Below are 21,057 nucleotides of genomic sequence, written 5' to 3'. Positions count from 1 at the left end.
ATCGAATCAGAAGTTGTACGACACGTAGCCGCCGACGAAGTCCCTGTCCTTCAGCACTTGATGGTACTCGGACTTGCCGCCCCAGAAGGTGGTGTAGTTGACGCCGGCCTGCCACTTCGCCGGGTTCTGCACGAAGTTGACATAGAAGTTCGCCGATTTCGCACCCTCCTGCCAGAACGCCACCAGATTGGGCGTTTCGCCCTTCAGGGCGCCCATCATGAAGATGCCGGGAATCACTTGCCAGCCGCTGATCAGCGAGCTGTCGTAGACCAGGCTGAAATCGAACATGTAGCCAAACGAGTCCTTGCTGCCCGTGCCCTTGACCGTGGTCTTGTTGCCGTTGGCGGGCCAGGTGTAGAGCCCCCCGGCGATCACCTGGTCGACCGTTATCGGACCGCCGGTGCCGTTCACCGTCCGCGTATAGATCTTGTTGGGATCGGCTTCCGGGTAGCGCGTCCAGACGAACTCGCCGAGGAAGGTGCCGGTCTGCGCGCCGACGGCATCGAGGAACCAGCCGTGATCGCCCGGCGTCAACGCCAGGATGCCGGTTAGATGGGTCTGGTACTTCTTCATGTCGATCCAGCCATCGCAGTCGTAGGCGCCCGGGCCGACCGTGGCCGGAATGAAGTTCTGTGCCGGTCCGCCGGTTCCCGTCGGCGTGCAGGCCGAGAGCGATACCGCATCTTTCGGCCGGTAGGACAGCTCGGCGCCGACCGCCCAGTTGCCAATCGAGGTATTGACGCTGACGCCATACATTTTCCGGTTTTCCAGGAACACGTTCTCGACCGTGCCGAAGGGCGCCAGCCCGGTGTCCTTCCACCAGCGGCCATTGGGTGTCTTGTCGTGATAGTTCATGTAGTAGAAACCGAGATTGAGGTCGCTGTCCGGCGGCGTCCAGCGCAGCGACAAGCCGTACTGCCCCGAGTTCTTCGGCGTCAGATCGGAAGTCTGCGGTACCGCAAAGGCAGTTGCCGATGCGCCGACGCCGGCAAACGCGAAGCCTGCCAGCGCCGCCTCGGCGGCGGCCAGGCTGACCCCGTTCATCCGCGCGTAAGTCGGCGCGTCGATACCGTTGAGCCAGGAAAGGCCGCCGGGGCCGCCGCCAAAATCAAGATAGAGCTGCTTGTGCGATCCCTTGCCGGCAAAGTCGGCGACCGACCAATAGCTGCCGACCGCGGGCAGCTTGCTGCGATTCCAGCTGGTCTGGTAGTAGGCCTCGAAGTTCAGGCCGTGACCGAGCCCGGTGGCAAAGCTGATGATCGGGGCGGGCAGGAACACCTCCTTCAGCTGCATTCCCGGGCTGGACAGGCGGTTGATGTCCATGGCATTGGTGGAATTGATGCCGCCGGGCGCAAACAGGCTCTCGCCCCAGCTCACCACCTGGTTGCCGACCCGCACCCGCGCGCGCTGCTCACCGATGTTGAATTCCTTGCTGACCCAGAGGTCCATCAGATTCACATCCGAGGTCATCTGCTGTTTCGCATCCCCCAGCAGTTCGGTGCGGCGCGTTTTGTCGGCGGCGAAGTCCTGCATCCAGTTCGCCCGCGCCATGAAGGTGATGTCGGACGGCAGCTTGAGCAGCAGTTCGTGGTTGCCCTTGAGATAGGTGGTAAAGAAATCGCCCTTGTTGTAGTTCATGTTGCCGTCGTCGCCGTTCGACCAGACCGCGAAATCGGCGCTGGCGCCGCAAGGCCCGGTGACATCGCCCACCAGGGAGCAACTCTGGTTCTTCAGGCGCTTGCCGAAGCCGAAGGTGACGGTCGAATCGAATGAACCCTTGACCGATTCACCCTCGAAGGTGAAGGCCTGGGCGCCCACCGAGTACAGCCCGGCCACCATCATCGCGGCGGCGAGTCGTGTTGTCCGTGTTTTCATGTCTTCTCCCTAAAGAATCAACGCTCGCTGATGGCGCGCAGGTTTTCAGCCGAATAGAACTCTTTCCTGAATTTCGCGTCTTTCGACTCGACCACCCAGCGCATGTCGCTTCCTGCGCCCAGCGGACTCTGGTCGAAAACAAAGCGCCCGCCTTCCAGCATGTTGTATTGGACGAAGGCCGGGTTGTCGCAGCTGGCGGTTTCATAAACAGGGATTACGAAGCTCTCGCGCAGCTTCCACAGCTTGCCGTTGGCGTCGAAATCCTCGGCCACGGAGATCGCCCAGCTGTCCTCGTCCAGATAGAAGGTGCGCTTCGGCACCACATGGCGCACGCCGGCCTTGACCGTCGCTTCGACCACCCAGACGCGGTGCAGCTCGTAGCGCCGCGCTGCGGGATCAATGCCTTCCGGCTTGACTACGTCATTGAATTTGGCCTTGGGATCGTAGATGCCGAAGGAGTTGTAGCCGACGTAGATTTCCTTCTTGCCGACCAGCTTCCAGTCGAAGCGATCGATGGTACCGTTGAACATGCGCGGTTCGTCCAGCGTGTACTGGTTCTCGAAGCCGATCTGGGGCGCGTCGTAGGAATACGAGGGCATACGGCGGACGCGGCGCTGTCCCGGGAAATAGTAGAACGTATCGCTGCCGACCCGGTCGGTGTAGTAGGCGATTGCCAGGGCCTGGCCCGCCAGCGCCACCGGGCTTTCATAGGCGAAGTAGGTGTAGTACTCGATGGGCGGCAGGTCGGCCAGCGAGGCCGAACCCTTGGCGCCCCACGGGAAGTAGTAGGTTTGCGTGGCCCCGGCCTGAACCCAGTCGCTGCTGCCCTTGCGCGGCGAGAGCGTGATGAAGTTGCGCGCCCATTCAAAGCCGATGCCGGCGTACTTCATCTTGTAGTTCCACATCGCCTCGGCGCCGGACTTGGGGACCGGGAACGGGATGCCCGGCATGAAGCCCTCCTTCAGGCTCCAGCCGTCCGCGCCGAGTTTGGCCGCGGTGGCATTCTTCCTGGTGTTTTGCTCGACGAAGTCCGGGTTCGCACAGCTGCGATGCGTCGGGTAGACGTCCATGCGGTAGCCCGGCGTTTGCTTGATCAGCTGCACCTGCCCCGGAGTCAGCTTGTCGGCATACTTGTCGAGATTGGCAGCGGTGATCGAGTACAGGGGCTTTTCACCCTTGTCCTTCCATGCGGCAGCACGATTCTGGCCATGACTCCAGCCCGGGCCCTGCGCCTGGCGGCCGGGCCATGCGGGTATGGAGCCGTCCTTGTTGCCGGCCTTTTCCGCACCGACGGGGGTCAGGTCCTTGCCGAGCCGCTCGGCCTCTTGGGGCGATGCCGCAAGACTTGCTCCGCAAAGCATCGCGGTCACCGCCATTGCGATCAGTTTCATTTTCTCCCTCATTGCCATTACTCCTCTAGGTATGGTTTTTCGTATCAGGTCGCCGCGCCAGCCACCGCTATCTACTGCCCACCGATTTGCGCCAAGACCTGCTCTCGCAATTTGCGAACTTCTCCCGGCGGCAGCGGCTTGCTGCGAAGTGCCGCAAAGCCTTCCGCTTTCAGTGCTACCGGGCTGTCGTTGAATGTGGACAGCACATACGAGGCGATCGCCGCCAGCTCATGATCCGAAAGCGCCGCCTGGGATGGCATGGCCCCAATAAATTTGCCGACACGGGTTTTGATCGTGCCCGCCATTCCGGAGACCAGGACATGGGCGATATAAGTGCGCCCCAGGTCGACCTCCGCAACTTTCTTCAGGGCTCCAACGAGCGGCGGCGCCAGTCCGGGTATCCCCTCGCCGTCGGCCTGGTGACAGGCCACGCAGTGCTTGCCGAAAAGCTCGGCGCCCGCAGCGCCATGGGTCTGGGCGCAGATCGAGGTGCTGCCCAGGGCCACCGCCATCGCCAGCAAGAGCAGCCGCCTCTCCATCACCGCGCCCGAGGCGACTCGGCTGTTCCGACCACGGCAGCGACCGTGCAGTGGTAGCTGTTGTTGCTGTTGGCCATGCACCAATTGACGTCGTTGTGCACGCCCATGCGGTAGCCGGGTCTTTCGCCTTCGTTGAAGTTGCACAGGCAGCGGCCGCAACTGGTGGCCCCGCAGCAGTCGTTGTAGCTGATCAGGTAGTCCCTGCCGTCATTCGGGTTGTGGCAAGTGCCGACCCAGGTCACTTTCGATACTTCGGTTCCCGGCGGACAGCTCGAAATGGTGCCGCCGCAGCAGGTGCACAACCAGCCATCGAGTGCGCAGTAGCGCCAGTACTCGCAGGCGGTATCGTCATTGCGCTTGTCCTTCGGTGCCGCATGGGCTTCCCGCGCCACGCGATCGAAGGGCAAGATCGGCAGGATCAGAGCCGCGCCGACCACCGCACGGCCAATCCGCGACAGGGCGCTGCGCCGCGAGATTCCCTGTGCCGCCATGCGCGTCTTTTGTTCGAAAAAGCTATCGAACCATTTCACCTGATCTCTCCTTGGGATTTTGTCGAGTGCCGACCATCACGCCCGCTGGTCGAGGAATTCCTGGACCGAGGCGACACCCAGTTCCTTCGCCGTGAACAGGCTCTCCAGCTGTTCGCGCGAATTGACCAGACCCTTGGCGCGTATCCGGCCGTCGTCGCCGATCAGCACGGCATAGGGCAGGCGGCCGACCTTCAGCGCCATGCCCAGTTGCGCCGAAAGCAGATAGGGGAAGTCGGTCAGCTTGGCCGATCGATAGAAGGCAAGATGTTCGGCAGGCTCGCCGTCGCTGGCCAGCACCACGTCGAGCCAACTGCGTTCGCTATGCCGCACCGAGCGCAGAATCGGCAACAGCTTCTTGCAGACCGGACAGGTCGGCGAAAGAAAGAACAGCAGCTGACTGCGTGAATTTCCCGCGCCACCTATCGCGACACGGCTGCCGGACAGCGACTCGATATCCAGCCGGGGGGCGGCCTCGCCCACCTTGGGCCCGCTGTCGAGCATCAGCGCGCCCATCGGGGCGACGCGTTCGTAAAGGATTCCGATCTGGCGCGCCAGGGCCAGCACCGTAACCATGAGAACCAATACCACCGCCCACAGCAAGACGTTCGAAATCACAATCGCATCGATCATTTCAGGAGTTCCTCAAAGCGCTCAGGCGTGGTTGCGTGGCCAGCAACTGACTGACCAGGGCATACAGGCCGAGCAGGGCCAGGGTGGCGCAGGCCACGGTCAGGTAATCCATCCAGACCAGGTCACGCGGGATGGACTCGGCGGCGATCCACGGAATCGCGGCGATCAGGACCAGGTTGCGCGCCACCAGGCCCCATGAAATCGACTGGTCGCCGACGCCGCCACCGAATCCGCCGCAGCCGCATTCGATTTCGGAGTAACCCCGCAACAGGTTTATTGCCACTGCCGACGTCACCAGAAACAGCAGTGCAAATGCCAGCAGCGCGGCCGGCAGGCGCGTGGACTGAAACAGCAGCAGCGATCCGGCAAGCGCCTCCGCCAGCGGCAGCAGCCTGGCCATCCAGCCCACCATGGCGGCGGGCAGCAGGCGATAGTTCTCCAGGGCCGCGGCGAAGGCTTCCTGCTCCCTCAGCTTCTGCCAGGCGCCCGACAGCAAGACCACGGCAAGCGCAGCCCCCATGGCGTGGGACAGCACCGGGTCGACCTGCAACGGCATCATCATTGGACTAGCCTCCACCCAGCCCCCTCACCAGAGGAGGGGGTGACTTCGGTTCGCGAGCTGCGCTCGCTCCGTGTCAATGGCTGCGCCGCCCTTGGGGCGGTCCGGCGGGCGGCGCTCTGGACTACCCACCCCCCGGCCCCCTCCCCAAGGGCGGGGGTGACTTCGGTTCGCGAGCTGCGCTCGCTCCGTGTCAATGGCTGCGCCGCCCTTGGGGCGGCCCGGCGGGCGGCGCTCACTGCGTATCCATGAGTGTCGGGGTTTCGCCGAAAGGACCGCCGCTGGCCAGGAACTTCATGCGTCCCTGATGCGGTGTCGCGTTGAACGCGTTCAACATCGCCTTGGTGCCGTCGAAAGCCAGCAGGCGTGGCGCGACGCCCTGGGTCACGGCCAGCGTCGTGGTACCTGCCGCCGGACTGCGGGCAATGCGCTTGCCGGATGCCAGGTCGTAGGCCCAGATTTCGTCGGCAGGATTCTTGTGGCTGCCTTCCGCGCCGTTCCTGTGCATCCCGACATAGAGGGTTTCGCTCTGTTCGTGCACGGCCATCAGCTGATAGCCGCCCGGCCGCCAGCGACCCTTGGCATCCGCTGCCGGGACCAGCGACCAGCGCGGTGCGGCGATCGCCACATCACCGCCGATATCGACCGGCTGCAGATGGCCCTTGAAGGAGGCGAAGTAGTAGCGGTCACCGACTTTTTCGCCCGACACGAACAAGGCATCCTCATCGGGATCGAAGAAGACGGCGCTCTTCTTGCGCCCCACGACATTGCCTTTGTCATCGAGCACGACCGTGAGCATGGTGCCGTCGCCGCACAGCGAGGAGAACCTGTCGGAAACGCTGGCCGGCGTATAGATCGCCCAGCAGCCCGGGGTCGCAACCTCGGTGACGAATTTGCCGGCGCTGCGATCGACGATGCTCACCGAACTTGCCGGCGTCGCGTTCTGCACGAAGATGAAGCGCCCATTCGCGGAGCTGCGGATCAGGCCCTTGTAGGCCAGCGCCAGGGCGCGCTTGTTCGGCACGGCGATCTCCGTCTTGAGCTTGAGCGTAAGCGCGTCGTACACGTCGATCTGGTCGAAGCGCTCGCCGCGGTTCAAGCGCGCGTAATAGGTGGTCGCGACATAGATTTCCGAACGATCCGGCGAGAGCGCCGTGTGCGCGACATAAGCGGTGCCCACCATGCCTTCCAGCTTCAGGCTGGCACCATCGATGACCATCAGCTTGCCGTCGATGATGTGCGGAAACGCCGCATCGTTGAGGTAGAGCCGATACGGGGTGGCCACCGGCAGATTCCTCACGGTGATGCGATCCACCGGCAACTCCGCCGCGGCGCTGGCGGCAAGGGCTGCCCACGAGCACAGCATGCCTAACCCGAACGCAAGCAATGACCTTGGTAGCATGGTCCTACTCCTCGAATGCCGCCCGGACGCCCGGACGATCCTTTGTTCTTATTCCGAGGGTGATACTAGGTTGTGGATACTGGATACGTTATCCAATTTCGGCAATTTTCAGCCTGCCGCGAACTACCTTTTCATGTCGCACCGCAACAAGTACTTTCACGATCCGAGCCAGGACTGGACAGGCTCGAACGGTCATTTCCTGGCCTGATAATAGACCATTACATTGGAATGGTTTTCAGGGACTGGCTGCGAGCATCCGGCTCGTCGCCTCGATGCGGAGCAGATTGCCGAATTGTGATAACGCCGGCTTTCCAGTGTTGATAAGGTCAAGTCACCGTGCCCATCGGGTGGTCGCAACGCTGCGGCTGTCCGGCAAAGTTTCGCCGCGCATGCCTGCGCCGGCGGCCTGGCCTGAGCATCCGATTTCACCTAATAACACCAACATCTGGAGACCCGCCATGAAGACCTACCTGAATTTCGTCAACGGCCAGCCCGTAGGTTCGGAGCAGACTTTCGAATCGCGCAACCCCGCAACCGGCGAAGTCCTCGGCCTCGCCCCGATATCCACCGCGGCGCAGGTCAAGTCGGCGATCGCCGCCGCCCACGCGGCCCAGCCGGCATGGGCGGCGCGTCCCGATGCGGAACGCAAGGCGCTGATGATGCAGTTGGCCGAGGCAATCAAGCAGAACGCGCCCTACCTTGCCGAGTGGGTCACCCGCGAGCAGGGCAAGCCCCTCGGCGGCCTCGGTCCCGATCAGGTGCCGGGCGCGCGCTTCGAACTCTGGGGCTGCGAGGTGTGGACGCAAGTTCCGGCCAGCCTGGACCTGCCGGTGGACGTGGTGTTCGAGGACGATACCCGCCGCGACGAAGTGCACCGCAAGCCCTTCGGCGTGGTCGCCGCCATCGCTCCCTGGAACTGGCCGCTGCTGATCGCCATCTGGCAGATCATCCCGTCGATCCGCGCTGGCAATACCGTCGTCATCAAGCCCTCGGAATACACCACCATCGGCACGCTGGAACTGGTGCGCGTGATCGGCGAACTGCTGCCCGCGGGCGTGATCAACACCGTCAGCGGTCCGGGCGAAGTCGGCTCCTGGCTGGTCGGCGATCCGGGCATCGACAAGATCATGTTCACCGGCTCCTCCAATACCGGGGCGAAAATCGCCGCGGCCGCGGCGCGCAACATGGTGCCGACGACCATGGAACTCGGCGGCAACGATGCCGCCATCGTCCTCCCCGGCGCCGACCTGAAGGCCATGGCGATGGGCCTGTTCTGGGGCGCCTTCATCAACATGGGGCAAACCTGCGCCGCCGCCAAGCGCCTGTATGTCCACGAATCGCTGTTCGACCAGACCGTCGAGGCCTTGAAGGAACTGGCCATGGCGATGCCGATGGGCAACGGCATGGAGGAAGGCATGGTCATGGGGCCGATCCAGAACCGCATGCAGTATGACAAGGTGGTCGACCTGGTGGAGAGCGCGAAGCAGGCCGGCGCCACCATCGTCTGTGGCGGCAAGCCCAAGGACGGACCGGGCAATTTCTATCCGCTGACCCTGGTGACGGGGCTCGAAGACGGCGCAAGGCTGGTCGACGAGGAACAGTTCGGCCCGGTGCTGCCGATCATCAAGTACCGCAACGTGGATGACGCCGTGGCCAGCGCCAACCGGCTGCGTGCCGGCCTCGGCGCCTCGGTCTGGTCGAACGACATCGAGGCGGCCAGGGCCGTCGCCAGCCGCATCCAGGCCGGCACGGTGTGGATCAACCAGCACGGCATGATCCACCCCATGGTGCCCTTCGGCGGCATCAAGGGTTCCGGCTACGGCGTCGAGTTCGGTGTCGACGGGCTGAAAGCGGTGACTCAGCCGCAGGTCATCAGCCTGAAGAAGTGAGCGCAACGCCGGTAGCTGCCGCATGGCGGGTACCGGCTGCGGCGCCGGACGTGGCGGATCGGAGATCCAACATGCCGCACTTGTCGAAGGCCCGCCTGGTGTTGGCCGCGGCGCTGCTGCTGGCAGTTCCCGGCGTGCGCGGCGAGACTGCCGAACAGGCGGCGGCGACGCTGTATGCGCTCAATTGCATGGGATGCCATTTCCCGCCCGAAGCGATTCGTCGACAGGCGCCCTTCCTGGTCGGGCAGTTTGCGCATACCGAAAGCGGCCGCATGTTTTTCATTCGCGTCCCGGACAACGGCGGCAAGCCCCTCGGCAAGGAACAGAATGCCCTGCTCCTGAGCGAGATCCTGAGCTGGAAAAAGAGTTGCCCGGTGGTGCTCCAGAATGCCGCTTTCCTGCAGTACACGGGTCCGCGATGAGCTGGCTGCAAAAAACTTTCCGTGCGCTGCCGATGCTGTGCCTGCTTGCCGCCGGCTGGTCGGCAGCCAAGGCCGAGGCGCCGCAGCTGCAGCCTTTGCCGGCGCCGGCGAAAGTCGACCCGGCACTGGCCGACCTGGGGCGACATCTGTTCTTCGAGCCGCGCCTGTCGGGAGACGGCAGCCGCAGCTGCGCCAGTTGCCATATTCCGGCACGGGGCTTTGCCGACGGCGAGCCGCTGTCGCGGGGCTACAACGGCACCGAGTATTTTCGCAACGCGCCCGGCCTGCTCTCGGTGCGGCTCAAGCCGCGGCTGATGTGGGACGGCCGCGGCACCGAGCTGACCGCCGTGGTGCGCGAAATGGTGCTCGATGCGCAGTTCATGAACGGCAATGCCGGCATCATCGCCGAACGGATCCGCCAGATGCCGCCGCTGTTCGCGCTATGGCGGCGCGCCTTCGGCGAGCGCAGCGAGCCGCGCGGCGAACAGGCCTTCCTGGCAATCGGCGAGTACCTGAAGACCCTGGATTTCGGCCGCAGCGCGGTCGACGCCGCCTTGCGCGGCGAAGCCGGCCTGCCGCCCCTGGCCGACCAGGGAATGCGCCTGTTCACCGGCAAGGCCGGCTGTGTGGCCTGCCACCACGGGCCTTTGCTCTCCGACGGCAAGCCGCACCGGCTCGGCGTGCCCGAGCATCCGGCGTTGATGCGCGAGCCCTTGCGCACCGTGAGCCTGTTGCGCCATGTCGCACTGCATAAACTGCCCAACCCGATGGCGACGCGCGGCGATCCCGGCGTCTATGCCATCAGCAAGGATCCGGCCGAGCGCGGCAGCTTCATCACGCCCGGCCTGCGCGGCCTGAACCACTCCGCGCCGTATCTGCACAACGGCCGTTTTGGCAGCCTCGACGAGGTGGTGGACTTTCATGATCGCGGCGGCGGCCCCGGCAGCGAGTTGCGCCCGCTGGGCCTCAGCCAGCAGGAACGGAGGGCGCTGGTGGCCTTCCTGCAAGCCCTTTCCGCGCCGCTGGAGAAGGTCGCGGAACCGCCGGCCCACGACTACAATGCGGTGGACGGGAGACGGTGGTGAGAAGGCTTGCGTTCATCGCCATGGCTTTTGCGGCGCTTGCCGCAGCCGCCTGGGCACCGTCGCCGTCGCCATCGCCTTTGTTGGGGCCGGCATCCCTGGCCTCGCTGCCGGCGGTGCCGGTGCCTGCGCACAACCCGATGAGCGAGGAAAAGATCGCCCTGGGGCGTCTGCTGTTCTTCGATGCGCGCCTGTCGGGCGACGCTTCCACCTCCTGCGCGTCCTGCCACCTGCCGCAGCACGGCTGGAGCCACAGCGAAGCACTGGCGCCCGGCTATCCCGGGCATCGCCTGTGGCGCAACAATCCGACGGTATTGAATGCCGCCTACTTCAGGCATCTGATGTGGGACGGCACGCTCGACAGCCTGGAAATCCAGGCGCGCTCGGCGATGCAGGCGCCGGTCGAAGGCAACGGCAAGGCCTTCATGGTGGAAATGCGCCTGCGCCTGATCCCGGACTATGTCGAGCGCTTCCGTCGCGTGTTCGGCAGCGAGTGGCCGCAGTTGGACGATGCCTGGCGTGCGATCGCCGCGTTCGAACGCACGCTGGTGTCCGATCCGCGCCAGGTGCCCTTCGACCGCCACCTGGCGGGCGACCGGACTGCGCTGTCCCCGGCCGCCCGCCGCGGGCTGGCATTGTTCGAGGGCAAGGCCGGCTGCGTCCAGTGCCATCACGGCGCGCTTGCCAGCGATGAAGGCTTCCATGCATTGGGGGTCCCGCGCCAGCAGTTGTTCGACTCCAATCCGCGGGTGCAGATCGCCGTGCGCTGGCAAAACCGCCAGCGCGACGTGCCGCGCGCCGTGTATCGCAATCGGGACGAAGACCTCGGTCGCTACTACCGCACGCGCGATCCGGCCGACATCGGCAAGTTCCGCACGCCGAGCCTGCGCGAGCTGAAGTACACCGCGCCGTACATGCACAACGGCGTCTTCGCGACGCTGCGCGAGGTCGTGGATTTCTTCGACGCCGGCGGCGGCGAGACAGCGAACAAGTCGCCGCTGCTCAAGCCGCTCGGCCTGCGCAGCGAAGAAAAGACCGACCTGGTGGCGTTTCTCGAAGCCTTGAGCATGGAGCGCCCGCTGCTCGTCGCCGTCCCCGAGCTGCCGCCGATCCTGCCCCTGGACGGTGTCGTCAGCACCGACTGTGCGGCGCCCGCCCCTGCCGCCAAAGGAAGCTTATGAGTCGGCATCTGCTCGGCAACTTCTGGAACCGCCTGGTGATGGATAGGCGCAACTGGTGGTTGCCTTTGACCGCGGTGCTGATCATCGGTCTGGGCAGCATGATCTACGTCGGCACGCGCACTTACCAGGACGCGCCGCCGATTCCGGATTTCGTTGCGGAGTCCGGCGAGACGCTGCTGCCGGCTGCCGCGATCACGCGCGGCCAGATCGTGTTCCTCAAGTATGGCCTGATGAACTACGGCTCGATGTTCGGCGACGGCGCCGGCCGCGGTCCCGACTTCACCGCCGATGCCCTGCACGCCATGGCGCGCGCGATGCGCGACCATCACGCCTCGCGCGACGGCGTCGATCTCGCCACCGCCCAGGCCCGCACCCAGACGGAGATCCGGGCGAACCGCTACGCTGCCGCCGGCAACCGGGTGATGCTGGGCGAGGCGCAGGCCTATGCCGCGCGCGAGCTGGAACGCCGCTATGCCGCGATGTTCCGCGGCGAGGGCGAGGAGCCCTTCCATCCCGCCGGCTACATCACCGATACCGCCGAACTGCGCGATCTCGCCGCCTTCTTTTTCTGGGGCGGCTGGGTCTGCGGCGCCGCGCGTCCCGGCGAGGACTACAGCTACACGCACAACTGGCCCTATGACGAACTGGCCGGCAACCGCCCCAGTGCCCCGATCATGATGTGGAGCGTCGCCGCGGCGCTGGGCCTGATCGTCGCCCTCGGCATCGTGCTGTTCCTCCATGGACGCTATGGCAGCCTGGCCGGCTGGCGCCAGGCCGGCGCCGCGACCGGTCTGGCAACTCGTTCGCGCGTCGACGGCTTTGAGCCGACAGCCCTGCAGCGCGCCACCTACAAATTCTTTGCCGCCGCGACGCTGCTCTTCCTGCTGCAGATCGTCGCCGGCGCGCTGACCCTTGACGACTTCCTGCATATCAGCCGCAGCCTGGGAATCGACCTCGCCGCGGCGCTGCCCATCACCATCGTGCGCGCCTGGCACCTGCAACTGGCCCTGATGTGGATTTCCGCCTGCTGGGTGGGGGCTTCGGTATTCGTCCTGTCCGCTGCGCAGCGCGAGACGCCGCAAGGCTTGCAGCGGGAGCTGAACCTCCTGTTCGGCGTCTTCGTCGTCTGGGTGGCCGGCACGCTGATCGGCATTGCCCTCGGCTCCAGGGGGCTGCTCGGCGAGTACTGGAACCTGCTGGGCAACCAGGGCTGGGAATTCGTCGAAATGGGCAAGCTGTGGCAGGGCGTGCTGTTCGTGGTCTTCGCCCTGTGGCTGCGCATCGTCGCGCGCCTGGCGCGGGCGGTGTGGCACGAGGGCGATGCCTGGACCCTGCCGAAGTGGCTGCTGTATGCGGTGGCCAGCGTACTGCTGCTGTTCGTTTCCGGCTTCGTCGCGCGGCCGGAGACCAATTTCGTCGTCGCCGACTTCTGGCGCTGGGCGGTGATCCACATGTGGGTCGAAGCCTTCTTCGAGGTATTCACCACCGCGCTGCTGGCCTGGTTCATGGTGCTCATGGGTTTCGTCAGCCATGCCGCCGCCTCGCGCATCATCTACCTGGCGACCCTGCTGTTTCTCGGCTCGGGCCTGCTGGGCATTTCCCACAACTTCTACTGGAACGCCAAGCCGGTGGCGACTCTGGCCCTGGGCAGCATTTTCTCCACGCTGCAGGTGGTGCCGCTGATCCTGCTCACCCTGGAGGCCTGGCAGTTCCGCAACGCGCCGCGGCAAGCCATGGGCGGGCGCGGCGCAGGACAGCCGGCCTTCGGCCAGGCCGAGGCCTTCCTGTTCCTGATCGGCGTGAACTTCTGGAACTTCTTCGGCGCCGGGGTATTCGGCTTCATCATCAACCTGCCGATCGTGAATTACTACGAGCACAGCACCTATCTCACGGTGAACCACGGCCATGCCGCGCTGATGGGGGTCTACGGCAATCTGGCGATTGCCGCCATCATTTTTTGCAGCCGCTACCTGATTGCCGCCGAACGCTGGGATGCCCGCCTGCTGCGCCGCGTCTTCTGGGCGCTCAACCTGGGTCTGCTGCTGATGGTGGTGATCGACCTGTTTCCGGCCGGCATCGCCCAACTCAACGAGGTGCTCGCGCACGGCCTGTGGCAGGCGCGCTCGCAGGCATTCATCGAGGGCGAAGTTTTCCGCACGCTGACCTGGGCGCGCATCGTCGGCGGCGCCGTTTTCGCTTTCGGCGGCGTACTGCCGCTGGTCTGGTTCGTGGTGACGCGCCTGGCCTCGCTCAAACCCGCCCAGGCGCCGGCGCCAGCCGACGCTGCGCAGGACCTGGCCGCCGCCGCGGCACCCGCGAGATAGCCGCGGAGCTGCCGGAGGCAATCCGCCGTCCCGCCAGCACCAACTCTTCGATCCTCGCGCCGGCATTGGCGCCCCGGGCGGCGCAATAGCGAACGTCGCCAATCCGGGCATTTTCCACATGCCGTCTTTTGTCGCCATCCGGCGACAGCCGAAAACGCCTCGAATCAACAACCTGCCTGAAACAAGGGAAATCCTGTCGCCTTTTGGCGACGGAAGGCCTGCGCGGCCATGACCCATCAGACAGTCCATCCCATTGAAAATATTTGGCTTTTAGCGCTGGCACGGTCGCTGCGTAGTTAAGCCTACGCACCGATTGGCGCGGGCATGGCGACAAGGACCAAACCATGACATGCGTAATTGCGTGCCTACCAAGCGGCGCGCTTGGAGAATGGGATGAGAAAACATTTCCTTGGACTCGCAGTGAGTTCGATGCTCCTGGCAGGGATGGCCCTGCCGATGGTGGCGCTCGCCGATCCGCCGCCCTGGGCGCCGGCCCATGGCTATCGCGCCAAGCAGTACCGCTATGTGTATTACCCACGCCATGAGGTCTATTACGCCCCGTCTACGCAGCTCTGGTTCTGGCTGGATGGCGGCGGATGGCGGGTTGGCACCAGCCTGCCGACCGGCATCGTGGTCGCGGGTGCGCCCGGGATGACGGTCGTGCTCGGCACCGAGCGGCCCTACGAAGCCAATGCCTACGTGGTGCAGCGCTTCGGCGGCCGGCGCCACAAGCATCACCGGCACCACGATGACGATGATTGATTTCAGGATGCCGCACCTCTACCACTGCTACCACCGCTTCACCACAGGAGTTCAGCCATGAATAGCAAATATCAGATATTGCTGCGCGGATGCGACAGGCGCGGCTCGACGCTGCAGCAGACCTATGCGGCGGAAGAGCGCCTCGATGTGCGCGACCTGACGACGCGCGCCACCCTGCACGTTCGCGCCCATGAGCTGTCGCCTTATCGGCATACGCTGATGCTGAACGGGATGGAGTACCAGATCCTGAATGTGATCGGGCAACGCTGACAAGGCGGGAATCTCCCGCCCCAGGCAGCATGCACGGGCAAGGCGGCCGCGGGTCGCCCGACACGGAAACTACCCGGGGATGAACTCCCGCAGGTAATTCGCCACCTCGGTCGGCGCTTCCTCGGGCAGGAAGTGGCCGCAGTCGATCGCCGCGCCCCTGACGTCGGCGGCTTTCTCGCGCCACAGCGCGAGCACGTCGTAGTTGCGGCCGACGAAACCGCGGGCTCCCCACAGCACCAGTAGCGGAACGCCGACGCGACGCCGGGCGTCGGCCCGGTCGTGCGCCAGATCGATGCCGGCTGCGGCGCGGTAATCGTCGCAACTCGCGCGTATGGCATCGGCATTGGAGAAGCAGCGCAGGTATTCGGCCACCGCCGCCGGCGCGAACGCCTGCTCGTTGCCCATGCTCCAGCGCGTCAGGCAGCCCCTGAGCCAGGATTCCGGGTCGGCGGCGATCATGCGTTCCGGCAGCGGTTGCGCCTGGATCAGGAAGAACCAGTGGAAATAGGCGGTGGCCAGCGCCTGGTCGGTCAGCTCGAAAGTCGTCAGGGTCGGCGCGATGTCCATGATGCAGGCGCTGGCGACGCGCGCTTCGTGATCGAGGCACAGGCGATGCGCGACGCGGGCGCCGCGGTCGTGGCCGGCCACATGGAAGCGCCGATGCCCGAGCGCCGTCATCAGCTCCGCCATGTCCTGCGCCATCGCCCGCTTCGACTGGTTCGCGGCATCCGCCAGCGAGGGCGGCTTTGCCGAGTCGCCGTAGCCGCGCAAGTCGGGCATGACGAGCGCGAAATCCGCCGCCAGCAGCGGTGCCACACGGTGCCACATGGCATGCGTCTCGGGGTAGCCGTGCAACAGCAGCAACACCGGCTTGCCCGGCCGCTCGGCGAGCAATACCTGGATCTGCGTGCCATTCACCGCGATCCGGCGCGATTCATACGATGAGTCGAACAAGTTCATTGCTGCTCCCTGGCAAAGCGGCGCCTGCATCTCAGCGGCCCCGGCAAACGCGATTGTGGACCAAGGCGGCGCCCATGTGGCCAGGCGCGCGCGCCGTGGTGCCAGCGCCAACTCTTGAGCCCGGCGCGGCGGCAAGACGGCGGCGACTATAATTGGCGCTTCCGCACAGCGTACCGACCATGCAAGACTTTCAACTCCAGGGCGAGTTCATCGAGCTGAATGTACTGCTCAAGCTGCTGGCGCTGGCGCCCTCCGGCGGCGGCGCCAAGGCGCTGATCGCCGCAGGTGAGGTACATGTCGACGGCCTGGTCGAAACCCGCATCCGCCGCAAACTGCGCCCCGGCCAGACGGTGTCCGTGGCCGACGATGAGATCCGCATCGTGAAAGCCGTCCCATGACCATACAGTGGTTCCCCGGCCACATGACCTCGGCCCGCAAGAAGGCGGCCGAGACCATGGCCCTGACCGACGTGGTGATCGAGGTCTGCGACGCGCGCCTGCCCGAAGCCAGCAGCAACCCGATGATCCGCGAGCTGCGCCTGCACCGCCAGCGCCCCTGCCTCAAGCTGCTGAACAAGTCCGACCTCGCCGATCCGGCGGCGACCCAGGCCTGGCTCGACCATTACAACAGCCAGCCCGGGGTCAAGGCGGTGGCGATATCGAGCAAGAAGCCCGGCGAGGCAGCGCGCGTGCCCGGCCTGTGCAAGAGCCTGGCGCCACACCGTAACGACGGCGTCAAACCCTTGCGCATGCTGATCATGGGCATTCCCAACGTCGGCAAATCGACCCTGATGAATGCGCTGCTCAAGCGCCGCGTGGCCGCCGTCGGCGACGAGCCGGCGGTGACCAAGTCGCAGATGTGCATCGACCTCGGCCCGACCATGAGCATCACCGACACACCGGGCCTGATGTGGCCCAAGATCACGCATGACAGCGACGGCTTCATGCTGGCCGCCAGCCACGCCATCGGCCGCAACGCGGTGATCGACTCGGAAGTCGCGATATTCCTCGCGACGCTGCTGCTGCTGCGCTACCCGGCGGCGCTGGCCGAGCGCTATGGCTTCGCCACCGCAGGCATGGACGGCGTCGGCGTGGTCGAGGCGGTGGCGAAAAAGCGCGGCTGCATCGTCAAGGGGCGCCGCGGCGGCGAGCTCGACCTGGAAAAGGCGGCGATGATCCTGCTCACCGATTACCGCGCCGGCAAGCTCGGCCGCGTCAGCCTGGAAACCCCCGCCAGTCGCGCCGCGATGCTGGCGGCCGGCAAACCCGCCCTCGCCCCCGCAGCCGAAGACCCGGCGGCCGAATAGGCCGCCCGGACAGCGCCGGCGCAGCCTTTCGGCGGTGCGCGGGGCGCTGCCGCCCTCATGACGAATATAACCTTGCCGTTATAATGGTTTTATCGTACAGTGCCTCGCGATCAAACGATTCAAGGCCGACGTCATAGCCGCCAGACCGCAACGGCAGGCCGGGGAGGGAGTTTCATGGAAGGCGCTGGGGGAACATGAATCAGCTGCGAACGACAGCCGGGATGCCCGCCGGGTTCCGGCAATGGCTGGTGCTGACCCCGCTTCTGATCGGACTGTGCGCCTGCGCGCCGGTTGCCACCAAGCAGACCAAGGCCGCCGCCCCGCAAAACCTGCTGTGGCCCCCGCCTCCGGATCAGCCGCGCTTCGAATTCGAGACCGTCCTCCAATCCGCCAAAGACATCACGGTGGAAAGCGATGCCGAGCGCTGGCAACGCTCGATCCAGGGCGGGCGACCGCTCAGCGATGGGCTGGTGCTCGACAAGCCCTCGGCGATCGCCAGCCGGGCCGGCCGCGTCTATGTCGCCGAACCGTCGGCAAGCGCCATCACGGTCTTCGATGCCTCGCGCAAGCGGCTGTTCCGCTTCGGCCTGCGCGAGCCCAATGTCCTGAAGCGTCCCCAGGCCCTTGCCCTCGACGACGAAGGCAAGGTATACGTGCTCGATCCGCAGTTGCACAAGGTGATGGTTTTCGACGCCATCGGGCTGTTCGTCCATTCGATCGCCCTCGGCCGCAAATTCACCAATCCCGTGGGCATCGCCGTGCAGGGCGACGGCAAGACCGTCTACGTGGTGGATCGCGGCAATGTCGAGCAGGACGACCACAAGGTGGTGGCATTGGCGCCCGACGGCAGCGAGCGCTTCCGCCTCGGCCCGCGCGGCAAGGCACCCGGGCAGTTCAATATTCCGCTGGCGGCCACGGTCGCCGCCGACGGCACGCTCTACGTCGTCGATTCGGGAAATTTCAGGATCCAGGCATTCGGCGCCAAGGGCGAATTCAAGTTCCAGTTCGGCGGAGCGGGAACCGGGATCGGCCTGTTTTCACGCCCGCGTGCCATCTCCCTGGACCGCGACGGCAATATCTATGTCGGCGACGGCGGCTTCAACAATGTGCAGATATTCAACCCCACCGGTCAGTTGCTGATGCCCCTGGGCCGCTTGAGCCGCGACCCCGGCCCGGGCAACTACGCCCTGCTTGCCGGCATCGCCATCGATGAGACCGGACGCCTGTATGTGCTGGATCAGTACTTCAAGAAGATCGAAGTGTTTCGCTGGCTGAGCGACGACGAAGCGCGCCTGAAATTGGCGGCGCGCAAGCAGCGCCAAAGCTAGACCGCGGCACCGAGGAGGAAGAAATCATGATGCGCAACGCAATCCCTGTCCCGAATCGATCCGGCCGACGCAGCGCGCCACGCCGCATATCAATGCTCGCGGCGCGTTACCTCGCCGGCCTGATCCTGCTCGGCCTTGGCGCCGACGACAGCAACGCCGACGTCGACCTGACCAGCAAGTTCTCCAATCAGGACAGTATCCGCAACACCCGGCACAACCTGACGCAGCGGCAGGCCTCGGGCGGGCCGTCGGGCGTCAATATGGACCCTTACCGCAACGACTATGGCGAGATCTGCGTTTACTGCCATACGCCCCACGCCGCCAACACCAATGTCGGGGCGCCGCTATGGAACCGGGCCATTCCGAACACGACCTACACCGTCTACAGCTCCAACAGCTTGAGCCAGACGGCATCCCAGCCGGGGGCGGCCTCACTGGTGTGCCTGTCCTGCCATGACGGACAACAGGCGGTGGATGCGATCATGAACATGCCGGGTTCCGGGCGTTACAGTGCGACCCCGAACAACTCGACATTCCTCAACAACTCATGGAACAATTCCAGCGGCCCGGATGCGACCGTGCATCTGGGGCTTAAACAAGGAGAATGCCTGGCCTGTCATTCGTCGAACGCCGGATTTATCGGCGCCGGCGCCGCCGACTTCACCGTGGCCGCGATCGGCACCGACCTGCGCGACGATCACCCGGTAGGCGTCAAATACCCCACCATAAACGGCGACGGTACCGACTGGAAGACGCCGGGCGGCAGCGTCACGGGTGCGAAATTCTTCGACGACGACGCCGACAACCGCATGGACAAGGGCGAAATCCGCTTGTACGGCAACGGCGCCGACGCGTCGGTCGAATGCGGCTCCTGTCACGATCCCCACGGCGTCACCAATGGCTCGCTGTTCAACGCCACCTTCCTGCGCAAGCCGCGCGCCACGGTTTGCCTCTCCTGTCACACCAAATAGCTTCCGCTATTTCCTGAGCCGGCGCCAAGCCGCGAGGATGGCCGCAGATTATTCTGCGGTGCAGCATTTGAATTTCCATTGCAAAGCCAGCCGTGCCCCTCGGGAATGTGCGGCCGTCTGCCGCAGGGCTGCCGCCCAATGAGGACGGCCCGAACCAAATGGCGTCTGCGGGACTCAAAAAATCGTTTACAGCCCACCCCACTATCAGTATCATCTCTCGTGTATTACAGAACTATGTTCCGCTAAGCGGAACACGATGATACAGCCACCGGAGCCAGGACCAGGGCCGGACTACACACAGGAGAAGACATCCATGAAGAACAGCTTCGTCAAACGCCTTACCCTTGCCGCGAGTGTCATGCTGATCGGCGGTAGCGCCTTCGCCCAGGTCAAGATCGCCTACATCGACCCGCTGTCCGGACCCTTTGCCAACGTCGGCGACGGCGGCCTCAAGGGCTTCAGGGAAGCCGCCGAAATCCTGGTCAACCAGAAGGGCGGCATCATGGGCCAGAAGCTCGAATTCGTCGGCTTCGACAACAAGGGCAGCCCCCAGGAAAGCCAGATCCAGCTCAAGGCTGCGATCGACCAGGGCTTCCGCTTCATCACCCAGGGCAACGGCTCCGGCGCCGCCCATTCGCTGATCGATGCGGTGAACAAGTGGAATGCGCGCAACCCCGACAAGACGGTGCTGTTCTTCAACTACGCGGCGGTCGACCCGACGCTGACCAACGAGAAGTGCAGCTTCTGGCATTTCCGCTTCGACGCCAACACCGACATGAAGATGGAGGCCATCACCAGCTTCATGGAAAATGACAAGAAGATCACGAAGGTCTTCATCATCGGCCAGGACTACGCCCACGGCCACCAGGTCGCCCGCGCCGCCAAGGAAATGCTGGCCAAGAAGCGCAAGGACATCAAGATCGTCGGCGAAGACCTGCACCCGATCGGCCGCGTCAAGGACTTCGCTCCCTACGTCGCCAAGATCAAGGCCTCCGGCGCCGACACGGTGATCACCGGCAACTGGGGCAACGACCTCTCGCTGCTGGTCAAGGCCGCCAAGGACGCCGGCCTCAACGCGCGCTTCTTCACCTACTACGCGGGCGGCCTCGGCACACCGCAGGCCATGGGCGCCTCCGGCGAGAACAAGGTGATCCAGCTCACCGAGTGGCACATGAACGTGCCGACCAAGGCGACCGAGCAGTTCGCGCTGGACTTCAACAAGAAGTATCCGGGCATCTACTTCTACTACCTGCGCGTCAACAACATGGTGCAGATGGTGGCCAAGGCGATGAACACCGCCAAGTCGACCGATCCCAAGGCCGTTGCGCTGGCGCTGGAAGACATGCGCTTCCCGGTAGATACCGGCGAAGTCTGGATGCGCAAGAGCGACCACCAGGCCATGCAGCCGCTGTACATCTCGATATTTGCCAAGAAGGACGGCAAAGCGGTCAAGCACGACTCCGAAGGCACCGGCTACGGCTGGAAGACCCTGGCCTCCGTCTCGCAGCGCGATTCGCAGCTGCCGACCTCCTGCATCATGGAACGCCCGTAAGCAAGCTTTCTGCTTGAGCCAACCCGGAGGCAGCGACTGCCTCCGGGTTTTGATTTGCCCAACCGTCGCACCCAAACCGCATAG

20 protein-coding genes are annotated in these 21,057 nt (G+C 64.8%); 12 read left to right on the top strand and 8 right to left on the bottom strand.

Features of this window, described 5'->3' with window-relative positions:
- Positions 1-6 precede the first annotated feature (6 nt).
- The 7 genes from RMO95_RS10285 to RMO95_RS10255 all read right to left on the bottom strand — a co-directional run bounded on the left by RMO95_RS10285 (position 7) and on the right by RMO95_RS10255 (position 6,926).
- Positions 7-1,875 carry a DUF1302 domain-containing protein gene (locus RMO95_RS10285; protein ID WP_310450528.1) on the bottom strand — a complete coding sequence of 623 codons (1,869 nt, stop codon included), beginning with the start codon at positions 1,873-1,875 and terminating at the stop codon, positions 7-9.
- A 17-nt stretch (positions 1,876-1,892) separates the two neighbouring features.
- Complete coding sequence (locus RMO95_RS10280; protein ID WP_310450527.1) at positions 1,893-3,266, bottom strand: DUF1329 domain-containing protein; 1,374 nt, start codon at positions 3,264-3,266, stop codon at positions 1,893-1,895.
- 71 nt (positions 3,267-3,337) lie between these two features.
- On the bottom strand, positions 3,338-3,778 hold the full coding sequence (locus RMO95_RS10275; RefSeq protein WP_310450620.1) for a cytochrome c: 441 nt from the start codon (positions 3,776-3,778) through the stop codon (positions 3,338-3,340).
- 26 nt (positions 3,779-3,804) lie between these two features.
- A complete protein-coding gene (locus RMO95_RS10270) occupies positions 3,805-4,335 on the bottom strand; it encodes a methylamine dehydrogenase light chain (protein ID WP_310450526.1) in 531 nt (176 codons plus the stop codon).
- A gap of 36 nt (positions 4,336-4,371) precedes the next feature.
- Complete coding sequence (gene mauD, locus RMO95_RS10265; protein ID WP_310450525.1) at positions 4,372-4,965, bottom strand: methylamine dehydrogenase accessory protein MauD; 594 nt, start codon at positions 4,963-4,965, stop codon at positions 4,372-4,374.
- A gap of 1 nt (position 4,966) precedes the next feature.
- Positions 4,967-5,527: a MauE/DoxX family redox-associated membrane protein gene (locus RMO95_RS10260; RefSeq protein ID WP_310450524.1), complete on the bottom strand. Its 561-nt coding sequence runs from the start codon at positions 5,525-5,527 to the stop codon at positions 4,967-4,969.
- A 232-nt stretch (positions 5,528-5,759) separates the two neighbouring features.
- Positions 5,760-6,926 carry an amine dehydrogenase large subunit gene (locus tag RMO95_RS10255; protein ID WP_310450523.1) on the bottom strand — a complete coding sequence of 389 codons (1,167 nt, stop codon included), beginning with the start codon at positions 6,924-6,926 and terminating at the stop codon, positions 5,760-5,762.
- Positions 6,927-7,384: 458 nt separating this feature from the next.
- Here RMO95_RS10255 and RMO95_RS10250 point away from each other — a divergent pair, with 458 nt between their 5' ends.
- The 7 genes from RMO95_RS10250 to RMO95_RS10220 all read left to right on the top strand — a co-directional run bounded on the left by RMO95_RS10250 (position 7,385) and on the right by RMO95_RS10220 (position 14,856).
- The gene (locus tag RMO95_RS10250) at positions 7,385-8,815 is read left to right on the top strand and encodes an aldehyde dehydrogenase family protein (RefSeq protein WP_310450522.1); all 1,431 of its coding nucleotides are present in this window, start codon (positions 7,385-7,387) and stop codon (positions 8,813-8,815) included.
- Between the two features lie 71 nt (positions 8,816-8,886).
- Positions 8,887-9,237: a hypothetical protein gene (locus RMO95_RS10245; protein ID WP_310450521.1), complete on the top strand. Its 351-nt coding sequence runs from the start codon at positions 8,887-8,889 to the stop codon at positions 9,235-9,237.
- On the top strand, positions 9,234-10,322 hold the full coding sequence (locus tag RMO95_RS10240) for a cytochrome-c peroxidase (protein WP_310450520.1): 1,089 nt from the start codon (positions 9,234-9,236) through the stop codon (positions 10,320-10,322). The genes RMO95_RS10245 and RMO95_RS10240 overlap by 4 nt, the downstream gene beginning before the upstream one ends.
- Positions 10,319-11,500: a cytochrome-c peroxidase gene (locus tag RMO95_RS10235; protein WP_310450519.1), complete on the top strand. Its 1,182-nt coding sequence runs from the start codon at positions 10,319-10,321 to the stop codon at positions 11,498-11,500. Before RMO95_RS10240 ends, RMO95_RS10235 begins: the two co-directional genes overlap by 4 nt.
- Positions 11,497-13,824: a cbb3-type cytochrome c oxidase subunit I gene (locus RMO95_RS10230; protein WP_310450518.1), complete on the top strand. Its 2,328-nt coding sequence runs from the start codon at positions 11,497-11,499 to the stop codon at positions 13,822-13,824. Before RMO95_RS10235 ends, RMO95_RS10230 begins: the two co-directional genes overlap by 4 nt.
- A gap of 420 nt (positions 13,825-14,244) precedes the next feature.
- On the top strand, positions 14,245-14,586 hold the full coding sequence (locus RMO95_RS10225) for a hypothetical protein (protein WP_310450517.1): 342 nt from the start codon (positions 14,245-14,247) through the stop codon (positions 14,584-14,586).
- Positions 14,587-14,643: 57 nt separating this feature from the next.
- Positions 14,644-14,856, top strand: coding sequence for a hypothetical protein (locus tag RMO95_RS10220; protein ID WP_310450516.1), 213 nt, complete (start codon positions 14,644-14,646; stop codon positions 14,854-14,856).
- 69 nt (positions 14,857-14,925) lie between these two features.
- On the opposite strand, the gene RMO95_RS10215 is transcribed toward RMO95_RS10220, so the two are convergent.
- Positions 14,926-15,816: an alpha/beta hydrolase gene (locus tag RMO95_RS10215; RefSeq protein WP_310450515.1), complete on the bottom strand. Its 891-nt coding sequence runs from the start codon at positions 15,814-15,816 to the stop codon at positions 14,926-14,928.
- A gap of 179 nt (positions 15,817-15,995) precedes the next feature.
- Here RMO95_RS10215 and RMO95_RS10210 point away from each other — a divergent pair, with 179 nt between their 5' ends.
- The 5 genes from RMO95_RS10210 to RMO95_RS10190 all read left to right on the top strand — a co-directional run bounded on the left by RMO95_RS10210 (position 15,996) and on the right by RMO95_RS10190 (position 20,973).
- A complete protein-coding gene (locus tag RMO95_RS10210) occupies positions 15,996-16,214 on the top strand; it encodes an RNA-binding S4 domain-containing protein (RefSeq protein WP_310450514.1) in 219 nt (72 codons plus the stop codon).
- Positions 16,211-17,122, top strand: coding sequence for a ribosome biogenesis GTPase YlqF (ylqF, locus tag RMO95_RS10205; RefSeq protein ID WP_310450513.1), 912 nt, complete (start codon positions 16,211-16,213; stop codon positions 17,120-17,122). The genes RMO95_RS10210 and ylqF overlap by 4 nt, the downstream gene beginning before the upstream one ends.
- Positions 17,123-17,316: 194 nt before the next feature.
- Positions 17,317-18,450 (top strand): hypothetical protein, encoded by a 1,134-nt coding sequence (locus RMO95_RS10200; RefSeq protein ID WP_310450512.1) that lies wholly within the window; start codon positions 17,317-17,319, stop codon positions 18,448-18,450.
- 92 nt (positions 18,451-18,542) lie between these two features.
- Positions 18,543-19,421 (top strand): cytochrome c3 family protein, encoded by an 879-nt coding sequence (locus RMO95_RS10195; protein ID WP_310450511.1) that lies wholly within the window; start codon positions 18,543-18,545, stop codon positions 19,419-19,421.
- 313 nt (positions 19,422-19,734) lie between these two features.
- On the top strand, positions 19,735-20,973 hold the full coding sequence (locus tag RMO95_RS10190; protein ID WP_310450510.1) for a branched-chain amino acid ABC transporter substrate-binding protein: 1,239 nt from the start codon (positions 19,735-19,737) through the stop codon (positions 20,971-20,973).
- The last annotated feature ends 84 nt before the right edge of the window (positions 20,974-21,057 follow it).

The organism is Sulfuritalea sp. (assembly GCF_031426875.1).
Taxonomy (GTDB): Bacteria; Pseudomonadota; Gammaproteobacteria; order Burkholderiales; family Rhodocyclaceae; genus Sulfuritalea.
The sequence above is the reverse complement of the archived record's forward strand: the minus strand, read 5'-3'. Positions and strand labels throughout refer to the sequence as shown.